The following is a 19,806-nucleotide window of genomic DNA, read 5'->3' as shown; positions in this document are numbered from 1 at the left end:
ATGAAGGAAAAATTAGCTCTCGTTATTGTTCATGAAATATATGGTGTGAACGACCATATGCATCACGTTACCCAGCACTTTACTTCATCTCATATAGACGTATTCTGTCCTAATCTTCTACACTTACAACATGCATTTCATTATCGTGATGAAGAAAAGGCATATGAACATTTTGTAAATCATATTGGATTTGATGATGGAAAAAAGCAAATTGAAGAATTCATTTCTCATCTTTCTAATAGTTATACACATATTGGACTTATCGGCTTTAGCGTTGGAGCTACCATCTCATGGCTATGTAGTAACAATCCGAAAATAAATTTTATTATCGGATGTTACGGTTCTCGTATACGCGACTATGTTCACATAAAGCCTACATGCGCTACATTACTTATATTCCCTGAAAAAGAAGCTAGTTTTTCAGTATCCTCTTTCATTCAAACATTGCAGCAACAGAATAACCCTTTATTAGAAATAAAACAACTACACGGTGAACATGGATTTCTAAATCCGTACACTGAAAAATATAACGAGCACTCTACAAAACAAGCATACAATTTAATAGATTCATTTCTTGTAAAGTGAAACTTTAATCAGTGGGGGTTGTTCATCCCCCACATAACCTCTTTTCTTACGCTGAATTTTGAGGCGGGGGTCTTACTGCCCGTTAATGCAGGATAAAAACAAGCTTATGAAGGAGACTCAAATGACGCTGACATTACTCTTACTTGTTTTCATACTCATTGCCTTTATCTCAGCGCTAACTATCATTTTTATAACCGTAAAAAAAGGAGGATTTTTCAACCGCCCCTACTTACAATCTATTATCGTTTGCATTTTATTTTTTACTAATTGGATCTTATATGTAACAACTTTTTATTCGCTACTCCCCGAGAAAGTTAGTGAGTTCATATTCTTACCCATTTGGTTTTTCCTTTGTATTTTAGGTTTTATAACTTTCTGGCGTGAATGGGGAAATAATCGTGTATTCTCCATATGTATCGGTTTTCTTTCCTTGACTAGTTTTTTATTTGGATTATTGTTGTTAGTTCTTTCGGGGATGTAATAGAAGAAGGAAGAAAAGCCAACTTTCAACTTTTCTTCCTTCTATGTTTACCTTTAGTTTTCACTGTCACTGATTCACAAGGTGTATAATATATTTGAGGTGTCGCCTTATCAACAAACATCATAAACGTAATAAAGCCGATAATAAAGAAAATAAATAACGTTAACAAAATTGCTCCTATCGTTAAAAGTATCATAACACCACCCCTATATTTTTCATGTTATTACACTTTTCGCTATGATATGAGTGTAATCCTTTTTAGAAAAGGAAACGTAACAAAATAATCACAATCACTCCCGTTAATACTGTACCTAATAAACTACGAGTATATATCGCTACAAGAAATGTTGGAATTGCTGCAATAAGATAATCCCACTGCATCGTTTCATGCATAAATAAAACTTGTGCTAAAAGCGCTGCTAATATCGCAATTGGTATGTAATTTAACCATTTTAAACCCCAGTCAGGAATTTGTAGTTTGCTAAATACGAGTAGAGGTAAAATACGTGGCACGATTGTAACAGCTCCTGCTGCTAGTAAAAGTAATAATACATCTAATCTCATTTCCATTTTTCAATCAACACTCCAATCGTCGCAGCTAGTAAGGTTGCGATAATAACCGCTATACTATCTGGCATAAATAGGTGTGAAACGTATGCGATAATAATCGCTACAATTGCAACACTTAAATGAATTGCTAGTTTCGGTTTACTACTTATGAGCTGAAGTACAAATAATCCGATAAACATTGCTGGTAATGCATAATCCATCCCGTATGTATGTGGATCTGGTATCCACTCACCAAATAGCCCGCCGATAATAGTAGCAAGAATCCAGTTTAAATAAGCCGTTACATTTAGCCCAATCATCCATCTTTCGCCTAAATATCCTTTTTGCGCTGCATGCTGCACTGCAACACCGAACGTTTCATCTGTAATTTGAGAACCGATTAGTAAGTTTTTAAATAGAGGCAGTTTCATAAAGTATGGTGCAAGTGCAGCACTCATAAGAAGGTGGCGCAAGTTAACAAAAAATACAGTAAAAATAATTGCGGAAGCAGGAGCACCGGCTGCATACATACCAGCTAATATAAATTGGGCAGAACCTGCATAAATTAAAGTGGACATAAACGCAATTTCAATGATGGAGAAACCAGCTGTTTTTGCAATTACACCAGCTGCTATACCGATGCTCAAGTAACCAAATACAGTTGGTAAACAATCTTTTACTCCTTGCTGAAATGTATCGTCACTCTGCAAAGCTACATGTGCCTGAGCTTTACTCATCTCTATCATCCTCCATTCCTTCTAAAGTTCGTTTTCCTGTTACGACATGAACTAAATCTATATTTTCACGCCATAACGTATCTAACTTATCAGCTCCAAATTCCTTTGTGATTTCTTCAACCATAATATCGTGCCGCACATACTCTGTAGCAACGAGAACTAGCGCTGGGTCATACGTTGTAACGGCCCATGAAGTGCTATCATTTGAGAAGTTCGCAATTAATACTTCCTCTCCATCACGAGCAATAACAGTTAAATGACCACCCATTCTCTTTTCAACAACGTGGGGCGTCATATAATTATGATGAAACGTCGCTCCTATTTTTGTTTCTGGAGCTCCAAATAAGATTGAAAATATATGTACGCCTTCCTCTTCCTTTTGATGAATGTATGGTTCAATTTCATGCACTTGTTCTTCCCATACAGAAACCCATAACTCTTCCTTAGCTCTACTAATTATATTGCATATTTCTTTCAAAACACGATCATTTGAACGAATATGCGAAATTACATCTATTTGTCGCTCTTGTTCTAAACAATTTAATTTCTCATCTAAAAATTCAAAGGACTTTTCAAAGTCTTTTCGCATTCGATTCATTAATTCGGTAGCTGGTACTGGTACATATTTAACTGGTTCAGAAGGTACAATATGCACCGCTCCTTTATCCATTAACTTACCGAGTACCTCGTAAATCATAGAACGAGGTACTCCTGTTTGTTTACTTACTTCATAGCCTGTTACTGGGGAATGTTTTAACAATCCAATATACGCTTTACATTCATATTGGGAAAATCCTAACTTTTGTAATTCCTTTATAATTTCATCCATCGGTAACCCCTCACAATCTAAATCGCTCTTACTTCAAAACGACGATTTTGCTTCCCTTTACTTTTTACTTTATCAATAACAAGTGTTCCTATTTCACTCGTATTTTTCACATGTGTGCCTCCACAAGCTTGTTCGTCTAAATTTTCAATTGTAACAATGCGGATTTCTTGGATAGTAGTTGGCAGGAGATTTATTGCTGTTTTAATCATTCCTACAGCATTTTCTGCTTCTTCGCGGCTCATATAACGAGTGGAAATTTCTTTATTTTGCTTAATAAGTTTATTCACTTCCTCAACAATTTCTTCTACTTCCACGCTCGATAACTCTTGTAACTCATTAAAGTCGATACGTGCTTTATCAGGATAAATTTGATTTCCGGTGCATAGAGCTCCATACTTTTCATAAACAACAGCTCCGATAAGATGCAGTAAAGAGTGATGACGCATTAAATTATGACGTCTTTCCCAATTTATCTCTAATTTAACTGGACCTAACTTTACTTGAGCTTCATCTTTTATATAGTGAACTATTTCTCCTTGCTCCTTCTTTACTTTTTCAACTTCAAATACAGACCCATCTTGTACAATGACACCCGTATCACATTCCTGTCCTCCACCAGTTGGATAAAAAACTGTTTCTTTTACAAATACTTTATTCCCTTCTACTCTTATCACTTCTGTTTCGCAACTCGTTTTGTATGCATCTTCTAAATATAATGCCGTTGTCATACTCTCACCTCTTTAGTAGTTATAGTTATACCTACTAATATAAAAAAGAAACTCCGTGAAGTCAATTGATAATTCTGAAATTTAAAATTAATAAAAGACTCCTTTATTAGGAGTCCACTATCTCAATATTTCATTCGCTTCTTTTTCATAAATTTTATCAAATGACGTCATAACGCGCTGTGATGCTTGAATCATCTTTTGATCTGTCATAAGATCTGCCATCTCTTTCGTCATATCTACATTTGAATTTTCTAGCATATGATTTTTTACTATTCCTGTTCCGTTCGGTAAATTAGCAATGTTTCCTTCTGCTAGTGTAAAGCTTTTGTTCTCTCTTTGCACAAGACGAGCATTCGTTTCGGCATCTACTGTTTTTGTTTGCAAACGAGCAATATTATTTTGTGTTACCTCATCATATAATGTACCATCTGCTTGTACAGCAACCTTTGCTCCTTCTGGAATACGAATACGCTCATTATTCTCTCCCATTACGAAAGCACCTGAAGATGTTTGTAAATATCGATCACTATTTAATGTGAAACTACCATCTCTCGTTAAAAACGTTTCATCATTTTTAGAAGTAACAAAAAATGATGTTGTGCCGGCCGCGCCGTCATCTAAAAAGAAATCTGTAGCGCTATTTGTCATTTGTATATTTCCTTGTACTAAATTCACATGCGTTGCAGCTGGTACTACAGCGTAATCAACCGAACCGATATTTGTTACCGCCCCATCTCCGCGGCGATATGTGTCTTGTACATCAAATACTTTAGACGTCATATTTTCTGCTTTAAATCCTGTCGTTTGAGCATTTGCAACGTTATTCGAATGAACATTAATGCGCTGCATGTAATTCATCATGCCCATAGAACCTATATAAAGACCGTTCATATTCGTTTGAATAAGGCAAGCGCCTTATTCTTCACCTCTTTTCTACGATGTTTGTAACATTTGTTTTGCTAAATGTTCAGCTGTAGCGATATGTATATTTTTCTTTATGTCTTGGCCATCTGTCATTAATACAATAGGAGCTGATGATACTGCTGGAATTTTCAACAATTCGCCACTACTTGCTGTTTCATCAAATTTCGTAAACACAATACCATCTATATGAATATCTTTAAAGTTTGTAATAATTTCAATCATATCTTTACTTTTCATTGAAGCTGATAACGTTAAACAAATATAATCTGGTTCTACTTGTCCCATCGTTTCAATCATTTCTTCCACTGTTTCTGACGTACGATAATTTTTCCCTGCTGTATCAATTAAAATATAATCGACGCGTGCTTCTTCTTTAAAATACGTAAGCGCTCTTGTCATTGCAGCTTCATCACGCACAGCAATTACTTCAGATCCAATTGTCTTTACGTTATCTTGCAATTGCTGCACTGTCCCTATGCGCGAATGATCGGTCGTTATAAAACCAACTGTTTTTTTCTTACCGTGAAATTGCCATGCCATTTTCGCAAGTGTCGTCGTTTTACCAACGCCAGTTGGACCTATTAATGCAATTGTTTGTACTTCTTTTTCAAAGACGTTTTCCGTATTAAAATGAGATTTCATATCTTCCAATATGTACCTGATAACTTCTTCTTCCGTAATCATCGTTGCATTTTCAAACTTTATTTTTAACTTTTCAGCATATGCATGAATGAAATATTGTTCCACATCGTTTTGTTCTAGCATCCGAATTACTTTTTGAATAATAAACGGTACAGATTCTTGATTTTCTTTCTTTGGAGCTACTTCTTCTTTCTTTACTGGAACGACTTGTTTCACAACTTTTTTCTTTTTCGTTACTTCCGTTTCTTTCATCGGTTTCACAACGACGATTCCTTTTTCAAACAGCTTTAATAGTTTCTCTTTTTTTCTTGCCCATTCTTCACTATTTCCTGTTTGCATCGCCGCGTATGACATAGAAGTCGTTACGTTTTCTAAATTGTGCAGTACTGATTGAATTCCATTCGCCTTCACAATTTGTTCTGAAGGATCATTCACAACATCCATTAATTGTTCATGAAATTGAGCTGTACCTTCATTCACTTCTTCCTGTTTTTCTTCTGGAAATGCAACTAACATTTCATAATCCTTTTTCCAAAAAAACGGTATATTTCGTTTTACACTTTCATCGACAACGTAATAATAATCTGTACCATATTGGTCAAATAACTTTCGATACAATTCATTTTTCGAAGCTGCTTTTATTCGCATTAACGCTTCTTTCTTTTCTGTACTTTCCATTACTTCACCCCCTACTATTCAATATAGGCAATTTGATCCACAACAATTTCTGGTGCTAATTCACTAATACAAAGTACTTGTGCTTCCACTTGATAACGTTCTAGCAGTCTTACAATCGCAAATCTAAAATCTTTTCTACGTGTTAATAACACTGGTTCTCTTCCCATTAAACGTGCTTGCTTAAAGACGCGCTGCACTTGCTCAACGACACGTGTTTCTAAATCTAAATCCCAGTTTAATAAGTAACCTTGATATGAATTATTCACAACATCCGCATCTAACTCGATTGAATCAGAGAAGAGCGCTGCATATATTTTTCCGTCCGGATTTTTCGCATTTTCACAAATAACTTTTGAAATACATTCACGAACAAATGATGTTACACCATCCACGTGGTTTTGATAAATTTCTTTGCCGTCAATAATACCTTCAATAATTGTTGGTAAATCACGAATAGAAATACCTTCTTTTAGAAGTTGTTTAATAACATTTTGAACAAGTGATAAATCAATTTCTTTTTTCTTAATCTCTTCTAATAGAACGCCATTATCATTTTCAAGCGAGTTAATTAAGTCTTTTACATGTTGGCGCTGAATTAATTCATGAAGATTACGTCTAACGACAACATCTAAATGTGTAATTAATATGCTAAGTGGCTCTAACACTTGATAGCCTTTCATTTGTGCATCTTGCACCATATGCTCTAAAATCCAATATCCATCTTCACCGAAAATTGGATCTTTCGCTGGCTCTGCATCTAAATCAGCCATTACATTCGGTGTTTTCAGTGCTAATAAATAACCTGATTTTAAAACACCTTCAGCCGCCTTCGCACCTTTAATTCGAATAATGTAACGTCCGCGTGGTCTAAAGCTCGTATTATCTTTAAAGTTAATTCCAGGAACGTTAATACCGAGGTCAGTAATAATTGACTTCCTCATAAGAACAACTTTATCACGAGCTGTTTCCCCGTTAATTTTCTGCTTTACAAGTGCTGCTAAATCTAAACCGAGTTCTACTATAATTGGATATTTATCCGTAAATACTCCAAATGAATCTTCTACTTGTTGCAGTTGCTCATCTTCGCCTTGGATCATTTCTATTTCTTTTTGAAGCTCGTCTTCTTTTTCTTTCTTTATTCGATTTTTATTACGAATTCCTAAGAAGATAATTGTTCCGCCAACGAGTGCGAATGGTAGAAACGGTAGCGGAGTAAAAATACCCATTGCGATAAATAAACCACCGAGCGCATATACAACGACTTCATGCGCTAATAACTCTTTAAAGATACCTTCTGTTACTGTATCTGGTGAGCCGTCAAATACACGAGTTACGATAATACCTGTTGAAATTGCAAGCATTAGCGATCCAATTTGGTTTACGATTCCGTCACCGACAGTTAGCTGCGTGTAATGAAGAGCCGCATCTGCAAAGCTCATCCCTTGCTGCATCATTCCGACAATTAAACCGAAAATAATGTTTACGAATAAAATGACAATCCCGAAAATAACGTCCCCTTTAATGAACTTTCCGGCACCATCCATCGCTCCATAAAACTCTGTTTCCATATTTAATTTTTTTCGTTTTGCTTGTGCATCTTTTTCTGAAATAATACGCTGGTTTAAATCAGCATCGATAGACATTTGTTTCCCTGGTAAAGAATCAAGTGTAAAACGAGCTGCTACTTCAGCTGTACGAGACGCACCGTTTGCAACAATAAACTGGAATATGATTAATACTGTAAAAATAACGATACCAATTAATAAGTTTCCGCCAATTACGAACTGGCCGAACTCTTCAATAACATGACCTGCATTTCCATCTGTCAAAATCGCTCGCGTCGTCGAAACGTTAATCGATACGCGGAAAATCCCGATTAATAACAACATCGTTGGAAATGACTTTAATTCATCCCACTCGTTAATACTTGTCGCTCGCATATAAATAAGCACTGACATACTTAGTAGAAAAACGATAATGATATCAAGTATAAATGGTGGAAGTGGAATTAAGAGCGCCACTACGAATGACGCTGCTAAAAAGATAGAAAAATAGGTTCTTGCAGACTCTATCTTAAACAAAGAGATCTCCTCCAAACGCGCTATTATACTTCAAGTTCGTTCGTCTGAATTAAATAGCGCATAACTTCAATTACAGCTACGTATAAATCTTCTGGAATCGTCTCATCTTCCTCGACTTGATAATATAAAGAACGAGCAAGCGGACGGTTTTCCACCATTGGTATTTCTTGTTCACGGGCAAGCGTTCGTATATATAACGCGAGCTCATCTTCCCCTTTTGCAACGACAATTGGTGCTGCATCAACGTGTTTATTGTAACGAAGTACGACCGAAATATGAGTCGGGTTGTTTACAATAAACGTTGCGCCATCCATCTTCTTCGCAATTGTTCCTTGCAAGATTGCATGCATAAAGTTTTTTCGTTTCCCTTTTACTTGCGGGTCCCCTTCATTATCTTTATGCTCTTGTTTCACTTCTTCTTTTTTCATCTTAATATCTTGCTCGTACTCCCATTTTTGATAAATGAAATCAATAATAGAAAGAACGATTAAAATAATTAAAATTGCTAAGAAAATAAATTTAATTTGCCTAATAATTTCAGTAAGTGACGCAGTCCAATTAAATCCAATCATGCTCACGATTTTCTCTAAATTCTTTTTAAAAAGAACGTAAGCGACGTAACCGATTAATCCCATATAAAACAGTGATTTCAAAATATCTACTAAGCTTTTACGACTAAACAGTCTCGTAAAATAGTTTTTCGGATTAATTCGTGACGCTTTCGGCTTAATAACTTTAGAAGAAAATAGGAAGCCGACTTGAATCATATAATTGAATAAATGAAAAGCGTATACGAGTATTAATATTGGAGCCGATACTTTCAGTAATAAAATCCCCATTAAATAAAAATACTCGGTTGAATCTGTATTTTTTCCAATTTGATTAAACAGCACCGATACGGAATTCGCAATCTCAAACCCTAGCCAATCTCCGAAGAAATAAACGACAACTGCTAATACGAGAATGGAAAATAAATTATTTAAATCTTTACTCCGGGCAATATTCCCTTCTTCACGCGATTTTTTACGCTTCTGCGGGGTGGCCTTTTCTGTTTTATTATCCTTTGCCATGCGCGTCCCCCTACTTCGTTAAGAAAAAGTTAAATAGTTTCGTATACTCTTCAAGTAATACATCCGTCATATTTTTAAACACATAACCGAGCATCGGTACACTCATCGCAATAAACAAAATACCGCACGTAATTTTAATTACGTATGCATTCATAAAAACGTTTAATTGCGGAGCGTTTTTTGCAATTAAAATAAGAACAAAGTTAATAATGAATAAACTTCCCATGAGCGGAAGAGCAATTTCAACCGCTGATGTGATCGCAAATAATAGCGTTGCGAGTAGACTATCTAAAAAACTAGTCGTCAGCAATTTTGAAATCGCCTCTGTATATTGAAACGACTTTAAAATCGTGGCAACGAAATAATTAATGCCGCCAAGTGAAATAAAAATAATGAGAAAAAATATATCAAAAATGGTTGATAGTAAAGTAGACTGTGAGCCCGCATTTACATCAAACAAACTTGCTTGTGATAAACCGATATCAAAGTCTAAAATATGCCCGGCCATTTTTGGAATGTTCCACAGCATTTCTACAATTTTTGAAAGTGATAATCCAATTACAATTTGCGTTCCTGCATAAGCTGCAACGTCCCAAACTGTCTTGATGTGAGAGACATCCACTTGATCAGCCACTGTAATTGAAAGAGCAAGTCCAACTGTAACCTTCGCCATTGCTGGAATAGATCGTCCTGAGAAAAACGGTAAAAAATATAAAAATGAAGTAATGCGGCAAAACGCAAAAAACGTTGCCGCCCATAATTCCATATTCATTTCAGTTCACCTATCTTAGTACGAACGCAATAGCGATGGGATTTTATCAAATAAATCTAAAATAAGTGTCGTTAACTCTTGGAACATCCACGGACCTAAAATGATAATAACGAGGACAATACTCGCCATTTTCGGTAAAAACGTCAGCGTTTGCTCTTGAATTTGCATCATTGCCATAATAACCGCGATAATAATAACGACAATCAGACTTACAACGGCAATCGGCATTAAAATCATAACCCCTTTATAAAAAAAGGTTTGGAAAATATCTATAATTGGTGACGTATTCATTTATATGACTCCTATCACATAGCATCCAGCGCTTCAGGCGACCGTCTTAAACATAATATCGACGATTTTTGTATATCCACCTAAATATACGAAAACGAGTATTTTAAACGGTAAACTTAAAATCATCGGCGGTACCATCATCATCCCGAGGTACATTAAAAGTGTACTAATAATCAAATCTATAAATACAAACGCTAAATAAATGAACATCCCTGTAAGTAACCCTTTTTGAATTTGCGTTAACGTAAAGGATGGTACGAGTGTAAATAAGGAAAGATCCTTTAAATCTTTCGGCAACTCTTCTCCGCGTACTTTCAGCATCATTTTTAAATCATGCTTATACGTATGCTTTGACATATATTCTTTCATAATAGGAGCTGTCGTTTCCGCAGCTTGACTTACTGTTATTTTCTCTTTCGTCATCGGATCCCACACATCACTCTTCAGTTGCCCGAGTACAGGCTGCATCGTAAAGAGTGATAAAAATAATGCAAGTCCAACAAGCACTTGGTTTGGTGGTAAATTCATTACCCCAAGTCCTTGACGTGTAATCCCTAGAACGATCATAAAATAAGTAAAATGTGTAAATAATAGAACGATAGAAGAAGATAATGATAAAAGGGTAACGAGCGCAAATAGTTGTACACTTGAATTACTCGTAAACTCTTTTCCATTTTCGAAATTAATAAAACCGTTCGGGGCTGCATACGCTGGATTTACAAAAATAATTGAAAAAACGATAGAAAATACGAAAATAACGGCTAATAATGATAACTGTTTCTTTATTCTCATGATGGATCCTCTACTTTTTTCGTTTCACTCTTCACCGCGTCTTCTAGTGCTTGTTGAAACTGATTTCCTGTTCCGGTTAATTGCACAGACTGCACACCGTTATTACTAATAACAGTGAACACTTGCTTTCCGTCCACTTCAAATAAAAAGGCACTCGTTTGATGATTTAAATAAACGCCGTCTTTTACTTGAATATGGCCATTTTCACCCTGCTTAAAAAACTGCTGTTTGCGCGTCTTTTTCGTCATATAATATGCACCGTAACCGAGCGCACCAAACAGTAAAACGACTTGAAATAAGGTCGTCATATACGACATATGACTCCTCCTCTACTCTTTATCTTGCATTTGACTTTGCGCTTTCATAAGCGCCGCTTGTTTCTTATCAGCTTCAATTTCAGAAATGATAATACCGAATTTCTCGTCCATTACGATTGCTTCACCGATGCCGACTTTCATATTACTTAAATACACATCTACTTTATGTCCTAAGTTTTTCTCTACTTCCAGAACATCGCCAACTTTTAACTGCTTTACATCACCAAGTGTAATAGATGACTTTCCAAGCTTTACACCAAGTTCAATCGAAATATCTGAAACAGTATCAATATGTGCTTTACCTGCTTCATTTCGCTTTCCTGCAAAATCTTCTAATCCCATTAATGACACGGGAGATACTTCATGCTTCATATGGATCCTCCTACTCTACAAAACTTTTAAATAGGAGCGCCTTACGCGTTCCATCTTTTCCAATAAAACAATTAAATTTATGCTTTCCATCTACATAACCAAGTAATTCATCCGAAACTTTCGTATGAAGCGGAATAATATCGCCTTCTTCAATTTGTTCAATCTCACTCATTGTCATTTTCTGCTCACCAATTGCAACGTGAACAGGTTTGTACACTTGATTTACTTTCATTTCCACTTCAGACGTATACTTTTTACGCTTGTCTGAAGAATGTTCGACAATATTTTCAGACGTTAACTTATCCATAATTTCTTCAACAGATAAGAATGGAATTCCGATACGCACCGTCGTATTCCAAAAATCTGTTTTCATATTTACGTTAAGTAATGAAATGATATCGCTCGCTGTCGTAATCTTTAATGCATTCGGATCTGTTTCCGTCGTTACAAATTTCGGTTCAATCGCAACAACACTTTCAAATGATTGCTCTAAATTTTTACAAAGAAGCAAGAATATATTATCAAGCGTTAAAAACTCAAACGCTGTTAACGGTCTGCGCATCGTAAAGTTACGCTTACTATCTCCGCCAAGCCAACATTCATGAATATAAATAACGAATGCTAAATCAATCTCAATAACAATTTCTCCAAGCTCTGGTAAACCGAGATCAATTACGCAATATAAATAATAATCTTTCGGCATTTTCTCCACATATTCACTCGTAAATGGAACTTGCTCAACTGTTGAAGGCTCTAGTTCAATTGGAATACGCATACGCGCTGATAACGTCTGTGACGTCTGTTTTCCAAAAGTAGAAGCAATCGCTTGCAAACTACGTAAATGCTCAACACCGAACTTCTCTGGTCTATTAAAATCATACTCTTGAAATTTCTCTTGCTTTCCTGCTTCTTGTGCGAAAGCTGGCATTTCCTCGCCTTCATTTACCGCCTTCAGCAGGGCATCAATTTGCTCTTGGCTTAATTTTTCGCCACTCATGACAATCCCCTTCCCTACCTTTTCAATTCAACGATTTCAACGTACATTTTTCCATTCTTCGTTAAAATCTTTCCGGTTCCAATCTCTTCATTCTCAAGCATAAGACGCACCGTATTTTTCGTTGAATTTTCAAGACGATACAATGTACCTTTCGTAATATGAAGCAGATCTTCAATTTTCTTTTTCGTATTTCCGATTTCAAAATAAATTGTTAACGGAATATCATCTTGTAATTTCAAATCTAGCCAACTCCCATATCATGTTCACGAAAATTTCATGTTCTCTCTATATATGAAACTTCTTATTTTGAAACGTCGATATTTAATATTTTTTTAATATATCCTTGCGTTTCTTTAAATGGCGGTACGCCTCCGTACTTTCTCACATTACCAGGACCAGCATTGTAAGAAGCAAGTGCCAATACTAAGTCACCGTTATTTTTCTTTAAATAACCACTTAACTCTTTCACGCCACCTTCAATACTTTCAGCTGGTGAAAAGGGATTCTTCACACCCATCTCCTTCACATTCGCTGGCATAAGCTGCATAAGACCCATCGCACCGGCATGTGATACCGTTTTCGGATTAAAATTAGACTCTACTTCAATCATTTTTTGAATTAACGTTTTTGGAATTCCGTATGTACGACTTACACGATCAATAATATCCTCATACTTGCCTTCATTGGAAGAACGTATTTTTTGAATATTATACTTCTTCGTTAATTCCCACGTATCAGCAGCCTCATTTTTCGTTTCTGGGAAACGTCGTTCAAACTCTTTTTGCGCAACTTGCACTTCATCTGCTTTCTTCGTTTCAACCTTTTCTTCAGGCTTACTCGCTTCCTCTACTTTATTAATAGTTTCTACCGGCTTATTAACAACCGCTTCTATTTTCGTAGATTGTACCGGCTGACTCATATCTTCTATTTTTGCCGGCTGCGTAGTAGCCTTCGTCTCCCTCGCAGGTTCACTCTGCAACTTCTCTTGAAAACGACTACTAACAAATGCTTGTGGACTACTTAGCTTTTGCTGAATTTGCCCTTTCTTATATGCAAGCACTTCTTTTACTATATTTCCAACTATCATAATATCACCTTTTCGGTAAACAAAGATAATCTAATATTAGAGTTTTTTTTTAAAGTTTGCAATAATCCTTTTAATAATTATGTAATAAAAAAATGAATATATTGTTAAACTGTTATTTTTTTATATTTATTAATTCGAATTTTTAGTTGACACCCGTTGTGGCAAGGATTACAATAAATCTCGAAATTGATTTTTTCGCATATTACCGTTTTTCAATTTGCAGAAAAGTCAATATAAAAAAATGGGGGTTTCTTAACATGAGAATTAATACAAACATTAACAGCATGCGTACTCAAGAGTACATGCGCCAAAACCAAGCAAAAATGAGCAATTCTATGGACCGTTTATCAAGTGGTAAACGTATCAACAGCGCAGCTGACGATGCAGCGGGTCTTGCAATCGCAACTCGTATGAAAGCTCGTGAAGGCGGCTTAAACGTTGCTGCTCGTAACACACAAGATGGTATGTCATTAATCCGTACTGCAGATTCAGCTTTAAACTCTGTATCTAACATCTTACTTCGTATGCGTGACCTTGCAAACCAATCTGCAACTGGTACAAATACTACAAAAAACCAAGTTGCTTTAAACAAAGAGTTTGCTGCATTAAAAGAGCAAATCACTTACATTGCTGACAATACTCAATTCAACGACAAAAATCTATTAAAGTCTACACAAGAAATTAAAATCCAAACTCTAGACTCTGATGCAGCAGCTCAACAGATTGGAATTAAATTAGAGGGTGCAAGCCTTACAGATCTAGGTATCGCAGACTTAGCAATTGAACCTCCTTTAACAGATGATGCAAAAAAATCTAATGATGCTTATAAAACATTACAAGAAGAAATGGCAGCAGCAGGTACAGATGTGGATGCGCAAAAAGCAGCTGTAGCTAAATTTGGAAATGCTTTTAAAGCAGCTGGATTTGAAAGTGCAGATGCAAGTAAAGTTGGAACAGCAGCTACTGCTTTTGCAACAGCTGCAACAAATGAAACAACAGCAGCTACTGCTTACGCTGACATTGTAAAAGCATTTGATGCAATTAAAGATACTGCAAAAATAGATACTACAAAACCATCAGCTTTAACTGCAGTTGGGCAACTTGATGCCGCTCTTACAAAAGTGGCTGATAACCGAGCTACTCTAGGTGCTACATTAAACCGTCTTGACTTCAATGTAAACAACCTTAAGAGCCAAGAAAACTCTATGGCAGCTTCAGCTTCTCAAATCGAAGACGCTGACATGGCGAAAGAAATGTCTGAAATGACTAAGTTCAAAATCTTGAACGAAGCTGGTATCAGCATGCTTTCTCAAGCAAACCAAACTCCACAAATGGTTTCTAAATTATTACAATAATCCATTTGAGTTAGTTTCCTGAATAAACCTCTCTGCTTGCGGAGAGGTTTATTTTTTATAAAAACTTCCTTTTTTTGATGGAAGAGAGCATCTGCGGTGCATAGAAGAGGTTAGTGCTTATCTTAATCCCCTCTTATGTTAAAACACAAATAGCAAATAAGCATATGCCTTTTTATCTTTTCATGACCTTTTATTAACTTTAGAACACTAACTATATCGATCTATAAAGGGTGTCTATTATGCGTATTGGTACGAATGTTTTGAGTATGAATGCTAGGCAGTCGTTGTATGAGAATGAGAAGCATATGAATGTTGCAATGGAGCATTTGGCGACTGGTAAGAAGTTGAACAACGCTTCGGATAATCCCGCTAATATTGCAATTGTTACTCGGATGCATGCGAGAGCAAGTGGTATGCGTGTGGCGATTCGTAATAATGAGGATGCGATATCGATGCTTCGCACGGCGGAAGCTGCCCTTCAAACTGTGACAAATATTTTACAGCGTATGCGTGATTTAGCTGTTCAATCTGCGAACGGTACAAATTCAAATAAAAACCGTCATTCGCTGAATAAAGAGTTTCAGTCTTTAACAGAAAAAATTGGCTATATTGGCGAGACGACTGAGTTTAATGATTTATCCGTATTTGAGGGTCAAAACCGCCCTATTACATTAGACGATATCGGTCATACAATAAATATGATGAAACATATTCCTCCTTCCCCTACACAACATGACATCAAGATTTCAACAGAACAAGAAGCAAGAGCGGCGATTCTTAAAATTGAAGATGCTTTGCAAAGTGTGTCACTTCATCGTGCCGACCTTGGTGCTATGATAAATCGTTTACAATTTAATATTGAAAATTTAAATAGCCAAAGTATGGCGTTAACAGATGCTGCATCTCTAATTGAAGATGCAGACATGGCGCAGGAGATGAGTGATTTTTTAAAGTTCAAATTATTGACTGAAGTTGCACTTAGTATGGTTTCACAAGCGAACCAAATTCCGCAAATGGTCTCTAAACTACTACAATCATAAAAATTAATCTTCCTTCTTTGGAACGATTCCATACAAAACAAAAGGGAAATACATATAAACTATGTATCTCCCTTTTATTTTGTACCCAAATTTTATTACTGTGTTACCGTCATAACTTGTCCGCTACGGTCAACCATTATTTTCATTTTTCCGTCTTGTGCATTATATAGCCCAAGTTTATGTAATTCCATTTTACAATCTTGTACGAAAGTTGGTAATTTACGAATTTGATCGATATCAGAACTTGTAATGAAATGAATTAAAAGCTGCGTCATACCTTTAATATCTTGTACAAGCTCTTCTTTCTCTCGTTTTAGCCTTTCATTTTCTAGTTGTAACGACTGCAATTCATCTTCTAGACTACGTGTGTTCTTTGCTTCTCTAGAACGCCCTGCTGCCATGCTAGAAAGCTTATAAATACCTTCCATAAACTGATGTAGTTCGTCTTCTTTCCTTTCACTACATTGATTAATTGTTTCAAAGTTATCAACGATACCAGATATAACTGTTACAAGATTTTTTTCATCCTCTTTATGCTGGATTTCTTCTTTTAATTCGTACTCGTTTTCTTGTTTTCTTGCAACGATTGTCTCTTTTACTGGTATATATTTTCGCTTTCGTCCTGGTTTTTGTTTTTCAATATTTTCAAACGGTATTTCACGTTTTTTTAATTTATAATACGTATTTTGCAATTGACTTTCTGTTTTTGGAAAAAGATTTAGTTCATTTTTACTTACGTATTTTGAAATATTTAAAATGTTTAAACCGTGACGTTGACAAAATTGATACACTTCATACAGTAGCTCTAGTTCAGACTTCAGCCATGTAATTGCTGATTTTTCATATGCTCGCATCCCGCCATTTTTTTCTATATCTATTTGAAATAATACCATTCTATTATGTAAATCAACTAACTCTTCATACTTTACTTGGAATTCTTTTTCTATTTTTTTAAATTCCGCTTCTAGTTGCATATCGTTCATTTTATTATTTGACATGTTTTGTAAAAGACCTAATACATTAATTGCTGTGTGGTGATACATAATCTGTGCCACTCCCCCTCATCCTTTCACAATTCTCATCTGACTTCCATGTCTTTTAAGAAAATAGCAATTTTTACATATCCATATTATAACAGTTCGAAATTATCTGTCAAATAATAAACATACAAAAATGTATAGAAAGTATAAAAAATTGGAAAATGTTTTTTATTAATATGCAAAATTGCATATTAATTACATTTAATTATATTATATGGTATTTCGGATGTTTTTTCACCGAAAAAATTTGCGTTACCACGAAATATTACTAAAATAACAATCGAAAATACGTTTGCTTATATTTTTAAATCAAAAATCTTCAAATGAAGAATTTTCATACATACAGCACCAAACACCCCAGAAACCTTTCATTTTTCTACCAGCTTAAAGTATAGAATACTAAAAAGGAATTAGCCATATGTAGCATTGGCTAATTCCTTCCTCTCTCTAACAGAATAGAGTTATAAACCCAGTCTTCAAATCCTCAATCAAAGTCTCACTTCTTCTTACCTAAAACTACTTCATACCTCTGAACTCACATCGCATGAGACTCTATTAAGCACTGAAAAACTTCCTTACATAAGTAGTTCCTCTATTCCTACTAAATAGAAAAATGTTATACACCAGCTCTTCTACTTACCTATAACCACTCCATATATCTGATCTCAACATCGCATAGGGCTCTATTAAGCACTGACCGCTCAACACTTGGCTAGAGCTTCTATTCCGGCTAAATAGAAGCTTTTAAAGCACTAACTTATCAACTAAACCAATTAGCTCTTGAATATCTGGCTTACTTACTTGGGCATTTGCTCCTACAGCTTCACCTTTATGGAATAATTCATTTGTAATTAATGAAGAGAAAATAATGACTGGTAAACGATTCATTACTTCACTATCCTTAACCACTTTCGTTAAATGATGTCCATCCATTTTTGGCATTTCAATATCCGTAATTAGCAAGTGAATATGCTCAAACATTTTTTCGCCTTGCTCTTTCGCTAATTTTTCAATTTGCGCTAACGCTTCTGCACCATTGCTGAAGAAGTTCATTTTTGTATATCCAGCTGATGATAATGTTTCTTCTAATATTTGGCGAAGCATCGCTGAATCTTCTGCAATGTAAATTACTTTTTCAGCTCGATCTGTTTTTTGTTCTAATCCTGCAATTGATTTATTGTCATAACCAGTGCCGCTAATTTCACATACAATTTTTTCATAATCTAATAGTAAGATGATTTTTCCATCTAGTTTTACAATACCAGATGTCGTTTCTTCTAGTCCCATAGATAATGAAGCTGGTTCATCAATTTGTTCCCACGAAATACGTTGAATACGATGCACTTCATCAACGCGGAAAATAACTTTCATTTGGTTTAATTCTGAGATGATAAATTTCGTTTGATCAAGTGGCTTTGTTGACTTTAAATTAAGAGCCATTGCCAAGTTAATAACAGGTAAAATTTCACCACGTACTTGAACAACACCTTCAACTGCATGATGAGATTCTGGCACAGTTGTAACAGGGAATGGATTAATGATTTCACGTACTTTCATTACATTAATACTAAATAGGTTTTCACCAACAGTGTACGTAACAATCTCTAATTCATTTGTTCCGCTTTCTAATAAAATACTTTGTGCTTGTGACATAAAGGTGTCGCTCCCCTTCCATTAATTCCGTATATCTAATTATTAAGCTTTATAAAAGAGAAAAAGTCAACTACCTATATAAAAAATATAGATAGTCGAACGATTCATTTTATAAAAAAACAATTAATCTTGTATAAACGAAGCAAGTGCCTCTAATAAAACTTCTTGTGCACCTACAATTTCCGTCGGCATCGCTTCCCATTTTTTCGAAAGCTCTGTCTCTACTCTTATTCTCAGTTCAGAATTCATTTCTGCTAGCACATATTCTTTCGTTGCTATATCAACATCAAGTAGCGCGAGTGCATATAATTCCGGGTCATTTATTTTTTCGAATAATCGCTTTAATACTACCGGTGCTATATGTTTTAATTTTTCAATATGAATTTCCTTATCCGAAAATAGTAACTCATATTGAATAAACGTAACATTTTCTTTAATCACTTTAAAATAACAATTATTTTTTTTATCATTCACAAAATAACCGTTTGGATCTGCGATAATACTTTCTACTTTACGAATTAAATCTGGCAAACTATTCGCCGCCATTACAGTCCGCTGCTCAACCTCACTCGGCGAAATGAATGTAACGCGATACTTATTTTGCGCCATCCTCCTCACCTCTCCTTTTATAAAAATCTATTGTTACATACTATCCAGAAGGCACTGGCCTACTATGAAATGATTATCTCAGTACGCCTCCATAGCTCTATTCTTACAACTAGCAGCTCTTCTGGACCATAACTGTTTATCCACACTAAACTTTGCTTACCTCTTCTTATACTACCC

At 35.4% G+C, this 19,806-nt stretch carries 24 protein-coding genes; 4 read left to right on the top strand and 20 right to left on the bottom strand.

All coding sequences use genetic code 11. The annotated features are described in order from the left end of the window. Together HMPREF2590_RS17810 and HMPREF2590_RS17805 are read left to right on the top strand one after the other, a co-directional pair. Entirely contained in the window at window positions 1-585 is a 585-nt protein-coding gene (locus tag HMPREF2590_RS17810) for a dienelactone hydrolase family protein (RefSeq protein ID WP_050821749.1), read from the top strand. Window positions 586-706: 121 nt separating this feature from the next. After that, window positions 707-1,066 (top strand): hypothetical protein, encoded by a 360-nt coding sequence (locus HMPREF2590_RS17805; protein ID WP_002100887.1) that lies wholly within the window; start codon window positions 707-709, stop codon window positions 1,064-1,066. Window positions 1,067-1,091: 25 nt separating this feature from the next. Here HMPREF2590_RS17805 and HMPREF2590_RS17800 read toward each other — a convergent pair whose 3' ends face one another. The 17 genes from HMPREF2590_RS17800 to HMPREF2590_RS17720 form a co-directional block, all read right to left on the bottom strand. Then, window positions 1,092-1,262: a DUF3951 domain-containing protein gene (locus HMPREF2590_RS17800; RefSeq protein WP_000602236.1), complete on the bottom strand. Its 171-nt coding sequence runs from the start codon at window positions 1,260-1,262 to the stop codon at window positions 1,092-1,094. 62 nt (window positions 1,263-1,324) lie between these two features. After that, window positions 1,325-1,636, bottom strand: coding sequence for an AzlD domain-containing protein (locus HMPREF2590_RS17795; RefSeq protein ID WP_000425938.1), 312 nt, complete (start codon window positions 1,634-1,636; stop codon window positions 1,325-1,327). Next, on the bottom strand, window positions 1,627-2,352 hold the full coding sequence (locus HMPREF2590_RS17790) for an AzlC family ABC transporter permease (protein WP_000030474.1): 726 nt from the start codon (window positions 2,350-2,352) through the stop codon (window positions 1,627-1,629). Before HMPREF2590_RS17790 ends, HMPREF2590_RS17795 begins: the two co-directional genes overlap by 10 nt. Continuing rightward, window positions 2,345-3,181, bottom strand: coding sequence for a TrmB family transcriptional regulator (locus tag HMPREF2590_RS17785; protein WP_000343362.1), 837 nt, complete (start codon window positions 3,179-3,181; stop codon window positions 2,345-2,347). Before HMPREF2590_RS17785 ends, HMPREF2590_RS17790 begins: the two co-directional genes overlap by 8 nt. Window positions 3,182-3,198: 17 nt before the next feature. Further along, window positions 3,199-3,909 (bottom strand): alanyl-tRNA editing protein, encoded by a 711-nt coding sequence (locus HMPREF2590_RS17780; protein WP_000205398.1) that lies wholly within the window; start codon window positions 3,907-3,909, stop codon window positions 3,199-3,201. A 117-nt stretch (window positions 3,910-4,026) separates the two neighbouring features. Beyond that, window positions 4,027-4,800 carry a flagellar basal-body rod protein FlgG gene (locus tag HMPREF2590_RS17775; RefSeq protein WP_001013934.1) on the bottom strand — a complete coding sequence of 258 codons (774 nt, stop codon included), beginning with the start codon at window positions 4,798-4,800 and terminating at the stop codon, window positions 4,027-4,029. A 42-nt stretch (window positions 4,801-4,842) separates the two neighbouring features. Beyond that, window positions 4,843-6,153, bottom strand: a complete 1,311-nt coding sequence (flhF, locus tag HMPREF2590_RS17770) for a flagellar biosynthesis GTPase FlhF (RefSeq protein WP_000446169.1) — start codon at window positions 6,151-6,153, stop codon at window positions 4,843-4,845. Window positions 6,154-6,167: 14 nt separating this feature from the next. Then, window positions 6,168-8,234 (bottom strand): flagellar biosynthesis protein FlhA, encoded by a 2,067-nt coding sequence (gene flhA / locus HMPREF2590_RS17765; protein ID WP_000472585.1) that lies wholly within the window; start codon window positions 8,232-8,234, stop codon window positions 6,168-6,170. Between the two features lie 23 nt (window positions 8,235-8,257). Next, a complete protein-coding gene (gene flhB / locus HMPREF2590_RS17760) occupies window positions 8,258-9,304 on the bottom strand; it encodes a flagellar type III secretion system protein FlhB (RefSeq protein ID WP_001030108.1) in 1,047 nt (348 codons plus the stop codon). A gap of 10 nt (window positions 9,305-9,314) precedes the next feature. Beyond that, the gene (locus HMPREF2590_RS17755; protein ID WP_001055718.1) at window positions 9,315-10,076 is read right to left on the bottom strand and encodes a flagellar biosynthetic protein FliR; all 762 of its coding nucleotides are present in this window, start codon (window positions 10,074-10,076) and stop codon (window positions 9,315-9,317) included. 15 nt (window positions 10,077-10,091) lie between these two features. Continuing rightward, a complete protein-coding gene (locus HMPREF2590_RS17750; protein WP_001098081.1) occupies window positions 10,092-10,367 on the bottom strand; it encodes a flagellar biosynthetic protein FliQ in 276 nt (91 codons plus the stop codon). A 33-nt stretch (window positions 10,368-10,400) separates the two neighbouring features. Beyond that, the gene (locus HMPREF2590_RS17745) at window positions 10,401-11,159 is read right to left on the bottom strand and encodes a flagellar type III secretion system pore protein FliP (RefSeq protein ID WP_001220582.1); all 759 of its coding nucleotides are present in this window, start codon (window positions 11,157-11,159) and stop codon (window positions 10,401-10,403) included. Next, the gene (locus HMPREF2590_RS17740; RefSeq protein WP_000121176.1) at window positions 11,156-11,476 is read right to left on the bottom strand and encodes a hypothetical protein; all 321 of its coding nucleotides are present in this window, start codon (window positions 11,474-11,476) and stop codon (window positions 11,156-11,158) included. The genes HMPREF2590_RS17745 and HMPREF2590_RS17740 overlap by 4 nt, the downstream gene beginning before the upstream one ends. A 12-nt stretch (window positions 11,477-11,488) precedes the next feature. Continuing rightward, window positions 11,489-11,848, bottom strand: a complete 360-nt coding sequence (gene fliN / locus HMPREF2590_RS17735) for a flagellar motor switch protein FliN (RefSeq protein WP_000680010.1) — start codon at window positions 11,846-11,848, stop codon at window positions 11,489-11,491. Between the two features lie 10 nt (window positions 11,849-11,858). Continuing rightward, window positions 11,859-12,845 carry a flagellar motor switch protein FliM gene (gene fliM, locus HMPREF2590_RS17730; RefSeq protein WP_000012356.1) on the bottom strand — a complete coding sequence of 329 codons (987 nt, stop codon included), beginning with the start codon at window positions 12,843-12,845 and terminating at the stop codon, window positions 11,859-11,861. A gap of 14 nt (window positions 12,846-12,859) precedes the next feature. Beyond that, on the bottom strand, window positions 12,860-13,084 hold the full coding sequence (locus HMPREF2590_RS17725) for a flagellar motor switch protein FliN (RefSeq protein WP_000775712.1): 225 nt from the start codon (window positions 13,082-13,084) through the stop codon (window positions 12,860-12,862). A 62-nt stretch (window positions 13,085-13,146) separates the two neighbouring features. Continuing rightward, entirely contained in the window at window positions 13,147-13,932 is a 786-nt protein-coding gene (locus HMPREF2590_RS17720) for a lytic transglycosylase domain-containing protein (protein WP_050821748.1), read from the bottom strand. A gap of 257 nt (window positions 13,933-14,189) precedes the next feature. Between HMPREF2590_RS17720 and HMPREF2590_RS17715 the strand changes: the two genes are divergently transcribed. Continuing rightward, window positions 14,190-15,287, top strand: a complete 1,098-nt coding sequence (locus HMPREF2590_RS17715; protein ID WP_030024841.1) for a flagellin N-terminal helical domain-containing protein — start codon at window positions 14,190-14,192, stop codon at window positions 15,285-15,287. Window positions 15,288-15,526: 239 nt separating this feature from the next. Next, window positions 15,527-16,327 carry a flagellin N-terminal helical domain-containing protein gene (locus HMPREF2590_RS17710; protein ID WP_030024840.1) on the top strand — a complete coding sequence of 267 codons (801 nt, stop codon included), beginning with the start codon at window positions 15,527-15,529 and terminating at the stop codon, window positions 16,325-16,327. Window positions 16,328-16,422: 95 nt separating this feature from the next. Here the strand turns inward: HMPREF2590_RS17710 and HMPREF2590_RS17705 are convergent, their stop codons facing one another. The 3 genes from HMPREF2590_RS17705 to HMPREF2590_RS17695 all read right to left on the bottom strand — a co-directional run bounded on the left by HMPREF2590_RS17705 (window position 16,423) and on the right by HMPREF2590_RS17695 (window position 19,629). Next, a complete protein-coding gene (locus tag HMPREF2590_RS17705) occupies window positions 16,423-17,370 on the bottom strand; it encodes a DNA-binding domain-containing protein (RefSeq protein ID WP_025967100.1) in 948 nt (315 codons plus the stop codon). A 741-nt stretch (window positions 17,371-18,111) separates the two neighbouring features. After that, window positions 18,112-19,020 carry a chemotaxis protein gene (locus HMPREF2590_RS17700; protein ID WP_000075943.1) on the bottom strand — a complete coding sequence of 303 codons (909 nt, stop codon included), beginning with the start codon at window positions 19,018-19,020 and terminating at the stop codon, window positions 18,112-18,114. A 123-nt stretch (window positions 19,021-19,143) separates the two neighbouring features. Next, the gene (locus HMPREF2590_RS17695; RefSeq protein WP_000068301.1) at window positions 19,144-19,629 is read right to left on the bottom strand and encodes a hypothetical protein; all 486 of its coding nucleotides are present in this window, start codon (window positions 19,627-19,629) and stop codon (window positions 19,144-19,146) included. Window positions 19,630-19,806 lie beyond the last annotated feature (177 nt).

It is taken from the genome of Bacillus sp. HMSC036E02 (genome assembly GCF_001836235.1).
In the GTDB taxonomy this organism is placed as follows: domain Bacteria; phylum Bacillota; class Bacilli; order Bacillales; family Bacillaceae_G; genus Bacillus_A; species Bacillus_A cereus.
The sequence above is the reverse complement of the archived record's forward strand: the minus strand, read 5'-3'. Positions and strand labels throughout refer to the sequence as shown.

Bases quoted from the DNA above. Each gene is read 5' to 3' on its own strand.
- HMPREF2590_RS17810 (WP_050821749.1), top strand. From the start codon at position 1: ATGAAGGAAAAATTAGCTCTCGTTATTGTTCATGAAATATATGGTGTG.
- HMPREF2590_RS17805 (WP_002100887.1), top strand. From the start codon at position 707: ATGACGCTGACATTACTCTTACTTGTTTTCATACTCATTGCCTTTATC.
- HMPREF2590_RS17800 (WP_000602236.1), bottom strand. From the start codon at position 1,262: ATGATACTTTTAACGATAGGAGCAATTTTGTTAACGTTATTTATTTTC.
- HMPREF2590_RS17795 (WP_000425938.1), bottom strand. From the start codon at position 1,636: ATGGAAATGAGATTAGATGTATTATTACTTTTACTAGCAGCAGGAGCT.
- HMPREF2590_RS17790 (WP_000030474.1), bottom strand. From the start codon at position 2,352: ATGAGTAAAGCTCAGGCACATGTAGCTTTGCAGAGTGACGATACATTT.
- HMPREF2590_RS17785 (WP_000343362.1), bottom strand. From the start codon at position 3,181: ATGGATGAAATTATAAAGGAATTACAAAAGTTAGGATTTTCCCAATAT.
- HMPREF2590_RS17780 (WP_000205398.1), bottom strand. From the start codon at position 3,909: ATGACAACGGCATTATATTTAGAAGATGCATACAAAACGAGTTGCGAA.
- HMPREF2590_RS17775 (WP_001013934.1), bottom strand. From the start codon at position 4,800: ATGAACGGTCTTTATATAGGTTCTATGGGCATGATGAATTACATGCAG.
- flhF (WP_000446169.1), bottom strand. From the start codon at position 6,153: ATGGAAAGTACAGAAAAGAAAGAAGCGTTAATGCGAATAAAAGCAGCT.
- flhB (WP_001030108.1), bottom strand. From the start codon at position 9,304: ATGGCAAAGGATAATAAAACAGAAAAGGCCACCCCGCAGAAGCGTAAA.
- HMPREF2590_RS17755 (WP_001055718.1), bottom strand. From the start codon at position 10,076: ATGAATATGGAATTATGGGCGGCAACGTTTTTTGCGTTTTGCCGCATT.
- HMPREF2590_RS17750 (WP_001098081.1), bottom strand. From the start codon at position 10,367: ATGAATACGTCACCAATTATAGATATTTTCCAAACCTTTTTTTATAAA.
- HMPREF2590_RS17745 (WP_001220582.1), bottom strand. From the start codon at position 11,159: ATGAGAATAAAGAAACAGTTATCATTATTAGCCGTTATTTTCGTATTT.
- HMPREF2590_RS17740 (WP_000121176.1), bottom strand. From the start codon at position 11,476: ATGTCGTATATGACGACCTTATTTCAAGTCGTTTTACTGTTTGGTGCG.
- fliN (WP_000680010.1), bottom strand. From the start codon at position 11,848: ATGAAGCATGAAGTATCTCCCGTGTCATTAATGGGATTAGAAGATTTT.
- fliM (WP_000012356.1), bottom strand. From the start codon at position 12,845: ATGAGTGGCGAAAAATTAAGCCAAGAGCAAATTGATGCCCTGCTGAAG.
- HMPREF2590_RS17720 (WP_050821748.1), bottom strand. From the start codon at position 13,932: ATGATAGTTGGAAATATAGTAAAAGAAGTGCTTGCATATAAGAAAGGG.
- HMPREF2590_RS17715 (WP_030024841.1), top strand. From the start codon at position 14,190: ATGAGAATTAATACAAACATTAACAGCATGCGTACTCAAGAGTACATG.
- HMPREF2590_RS17710 (WP_030024840.1), top strand. From the start codon at position 15,527: ATGCGTATTGGTACGAATGTTTTGAGTATGAATGCTAGGCAGTCGTTG.
- HMPREF2590_RS17705 (WP_025967100.1), bottom strand. From the start codon at position 17,370: ATGTATCACCACACAGCAATTAATGTATTAGGTCTTTTACAAAACATG.
- HMPREF2590_RS17700 (WP_000075943.1), bottom strand. From the start codon at position 19,020: ATGTCACAAGCACAAAGTATTTTATTAGAAAGCGGAACAAATGAATTA.
- HMPREF2590_RS17695 (WP_000068301.1), bottom strand. From the start codon at position 19,629: ATGGCGCAAAATAAGTATCGCGTTACATTCATTTCGCCGAGTGAGGTT.